This is a genomic window from Actinosynnema sp. NPDC023658 (assembly GCF_040639995.1).
GTDB lineage: Bacteria > Actinomycetota > Actinomycetes > Mycobacteriales > Pseudonocardiaceae > Actinosynnema.
This window is the reverse complement of the sequence record NZ_JBFAAX010000560.1, coordinates 1-3,731: the sequence shown is the minus strand read 5'-3', so window position 1 is coordinate 3,731 and position 3,731 is coordinate 1. Positions and strand designations below refer to the sequence as shown.

3 protein-coding genes are annotated in these 3,731 nt (G+C 71.5%); 1 reads left to right on the top strand and 2 read right to left on the bottom strand.

All coding sequences use genetic code 11. The features are described 5' to 3' along the window. Both AB0G02_RS31140 and AB0G02_RS31135 read right to left on the bottom strand, forming a co-directional pair. Positions 1 to 1,980 (bottom strand): PA14 domain-containing protein (locus tag AB0G02_RS31140; RefSeq protein ID WP_360801140.1); only part of this gene is annotated, 1,980 nt, incomplete at its 3' end. 290 nt (positions 1,981 to 2,270) lie between these two features. After that, the gene (locus tag AB0G02_RS31135) at positions 2,271 to 3,116 is read right to left on the bottom strand and encodes an alpha/beta hydrolase (protein ID WP_360801137.1); all 846 of its coding nucleotides are present in this window, start codon (positions 3,114 to 3,116) and stop codon (positions 2,271 to 2,273) included. 104 nt (positions 3,117 to 3,220) lie between these two features. On the opposite strand from AB0G02_RS31135, the gene AB0G02_RS31130 reads away from it, so the two are divergent. Further along, the gene (locus AB0G02_RS31130; RefSeq protein WP_360801134.1) at positions 3,221 to 3,718 is read left to right on the top strand and encodes a helix-turn-helix domain-containing protein; all 498 of its coding nucleotides are present in this window, start codon (positions 3,221 to 3,223) and stop codon (positions 3,716 to 3,718) included. Positions 3,719 to 3,731: the final 13 nt, after the last annotated feature.

The following is a 3,731-nucleotide window of genomic DNA, read 5'->3' as shown; positions in this document are numbered from 1 at the left end:
CGTGTACCAGGCCTCGGTGTTCCACAGCTGCACGCCGGTGTTCGAGGTGAACGAGCGCGGCGAGCGCAGGTGCACCACGCGGCCGGCCTTCAGGCCGTTGAGCTTGAGCGTGACCTTCCGGCCGTCGGCGGACGGCGTGGCCGAGGCGACCGACAGGTTCTCCTGGTCGACCTTGGGGCCGCCGTACGCGGGCGTCGCCGCGTACCGCCACTGCTCGGCCCGGTAGCGACCGGCGAGCCCCGCCGTCGTCTCGGCGGACAGCGGCTGGGTGTACTCGACCTCGAACCCGCCCGCGATCGCGCGCACCGCCAGCACGTCGAACGTCCGGCCGCCGTTGGGCGTGAGCTTCTGCAGGCCGTACCTGAGCTTGCCGTCCTGGCCCCAGTTGCCGCCGTCCCCGATGCCACCGGCGTAGATCGCGCCGTCCGGGCCGAGGCTGATCCGGTTCACGCCCGCTTCCAGCCCCTGCGTCATGCGGAACACCGCGCCCTGGTACTCGCCGTTCACCTTCTCCAGGAAGGCGCGCTGGAGGCCGCCGTAGGTGACGTCGCCGAAGACCATCTGCCCCGCGTAGAGGCCCTGGGTGAGGTAGAGCGGAGTGCTGGGGGAGTTCGCGATCTCGTTCTGCGGCAACCACAGCACCGGTGCGGTGACCGGGTTCGAGTCGAACGGGCCGGCCGGGTTGGTGTAGTGGTTGAAGAACCGGCCCTGCTTGATCTGCACCATCTTCGACGCGGGCAGGTAGCCGCCCTGGTTGTCGTTGACGAACATGCCGCCCTCGGGGCCCCAGCCGATGCCGTTGGGGGTGCGCAGCCCGCCGGCGAGGTAGGTGACCTGCCCGGTGGCGCGGTCGACCTTCAGCGTCGTGCCGCGGTTGGCGGCGGGCTGCGGGTTGGTGGTCGCGCCGCCCTCGTTGATCGCGACGGAGAGGCTGAGGTAGAACGCGCCGTCCTGGTAGAGCAGGCCGAACGCGAACTCGTGGAAGTTGCCGCCGTACGGCCACGTCGCCACCGCGCGCGACTGGTCGAGCACGTCGTCGCCGTTGGTGTCGGTCATCTCGGTCAGCTGGTGCTTCTGCGACACGTAGACCTTGCCGTCGAGCACCTTCAGGCCCATCGGCTCGCGCAGGTTCGACGCGATCCGCTTGGTGGTGACGCGGTCGGGCGAGGTGGCGCCGGTGACGTTGCCCAGCACCCAGAGCTCACCCGTGTCGGTGCTCTTGCCGTCCCACGTGGCGATGACCAGGCGGCCGTCCGGGAGCCAGTCCATCGCGCTGACCCGCGGCTGGAAACCGGTGGGGCGCAGGTTCGTCAGCGTGTAGTCGGGGTGGACGGCGTTCAACGGCAGGCCGTCGCCGGGGCTGTCGGCGCCCGCCGCGCAGTCCTTGCGACCGGGGGCGGTGACCCGGACGACGCCGCTGTCCGTGCTGAGCGCCGAGTTCGGCACGAGCGAGAACGCCGAGGCGCCCGGCGGCTTCCACTGCAACGTCAACTGCTGCCCGCCGTCGCGCTCGAAGTGCTCGATCAGCAGGGAGTGGTAGCCGGTGCTCAGGGTGACCGAGCCGTCCTTGGGGTCGGGGCCGTGCAGGCCGTCGTGGTCGACGACCACGGTGCCGTCGAGCGAGAGCCGCGACCCGTCGTCGCTGAGCAGGCGGAACGTGTAGGTGCCCGCCTGGCTGATGGTGACGTTGCCGGAGACCTGGGCGACGAAGTGGTCCTCGAACCCGAAGTCGGTGGTCGAGGTCCAGTCGATCGTGGGCATGAGCTTGTCGATGTTGGGCGTCTGGGCCGGTTTGAGGGTGCAGAGCCGGTCCAGCGGCACCTGCACGTCGAAGACCCGCAGCGTCACGCCGGGCTCCTGGGGCGGCACGGCCTCGGCCCGGGGGTCCGCCGTCGCGGACAGTCCCGAGCCGCTGACCAGCAGGGCTGCGGCCAGCAGGGCGTAGGCGGGTAAGCGCGTCCGTCGCGCTGTCCATCTCATATCCATGCTCCTGAGGGCAGGGACGACCACGCTTGTCCGACGTCGTCGTCGCACGGTTGCAGGGCCCGCGCGGCGGAGGCGGGGTGAGGCAGGGGATTCCGGTGGGCAGGGGATGGCGAAGCGTGTGAACGGTAGGTCGGGCGCACTCAGGGAGTCCAGAACTTTCGCTTAATCTGACCGATCTTTTGTCCATTTTCAGCAGAAGTCGTCGCACTACTGCAACGTGATGGCGACAATGATGGCCAACTGCCCACCCCTCGACGCGAGCCTCACCGACCAGGCCTGAGGCGTCACGCCGGGTCGCGCAGGACCTCGCGCAGCCGGGCGGCGTAGGCCCTCGGGTGCGTGGTGTTGCCGTTGTGGCCGCCGGGGAACTCCTCGACCCCGACGCCGAGCAGGGCCGCCAGCTCCCGCGCGCAGCGGTGGTCGAAGACGGTGTGCGGGGTGGTGCGGCCGGTGGCGGGGACGATGCGGACCGGCGTGTCCTTGAGCGCCGCGACGTCGGCCGCGCGCAGGTCGTCCCGCACGACGGCGGTGAAGTCGCGGGTCAGGAAGAAGTCGAAGTCGGCCGTCCGCTGCGCGGTCATCGGCCGCGGGGTGAGGTCGGGCTCGGTGTCCTGGTGGACGGGGTCGATGCCGAGGACCCGGGCGATCTCCGCGAAGGCGGGCGCCAGTCCTCCGGTGCGGTAGGTGTGCTGGACGTCGAGCAGCTCGCGCTCGTGGGCGGCGCGTTCGGCGGCGGGCAGCAGCCACGGCGCGACGGGCTCGTGCGCGACGAGCGTGCGCACCTGGTCGGGGTGGCGGACGGCGAGGTGCAGCCCGATGACCGCGCCGAGGCTGCACCCCAGCACCAGCGCCGGTTCGTCGGTCAGCGAGGCCAGCAGGCGGTGGACGTCGTCGGCGTGGTCGGCCATGGTCACGGGCCGCGCGGGGTCGGCCACCGCGCTGCGGGACAGGCCGCGGCGGTCGTAGGTCACCACCGTGTAGGCGTCCACGAGCCGGTCGACCAGGTCGGTGCTGCGCCGGGCGTCGCCCTCGCCGCTCTGCGAGATCAGCAGCAGGGGGCCGGAGCCGCGGACCTCGTGGTGGAGGACGGCGTCGGGCACGGGCAGCGTCGCGGTCCGGGTGTCGGTCATGGTGCGGCTCCGTCGGGTGCGGTCGGGTGGGGACACGCCGAACCATAATCCATCGGATTCGATACATTCAAGTAGATGTATCGAATCCGATGTAAGCTGGCCGCGTGAACGGAGTCGCGCTGTTCCTGCTCGGACGCACCCTGATGAAGATCGGTGAGGAGGCCATGCCCGCGCCCGTCGACGACGGCAAGCCGCGGTCGGGCAGCACCCGGCTGGTCCTGATCGTGCTCAGCGACATCGTCGAGCACCCCGACAGCTCCATCGGTGAGATCGTCGAGCGCACCGGGCTGCCGCAGAGCCAGGTCTCCACCGCCGTCGCCCGGCTGCGGGAGACCGGCTCCCTGGACACCCGACCCGATCCCGCCGACCGCCGCCGCGTGCTGGTCCGGCAGGCCGAGCACCTGTCGGACCGCGTGGCGCAGGTGCGGGGGAGCACCGTCGACGACGCCCTCGCCGCCGCGCTCGGTACCGACGACCGTAGGCGGGTCGCGGAGGTCTCCGCCTTGCTGGACGCGCTCGCCGCGCACCTGACCCCGCTCGCCGGCCGGGCCGCCCGCGCGGCGTCGGACGGGGTGGACCGGGGGAGCGCGGAGCCGGACTAGCCCCGGATAAGGG

Bases quoted from the DNA above. Each gene is read 5' to 3' on its own strand.
- AB0G02_RS31135 (WP_360801137.1), bottom strand. From the start codon at position 3,116: ATGACCGACACCCGGACCGCGACGCTGCCCGTGCCCGACGCCGTCCTC.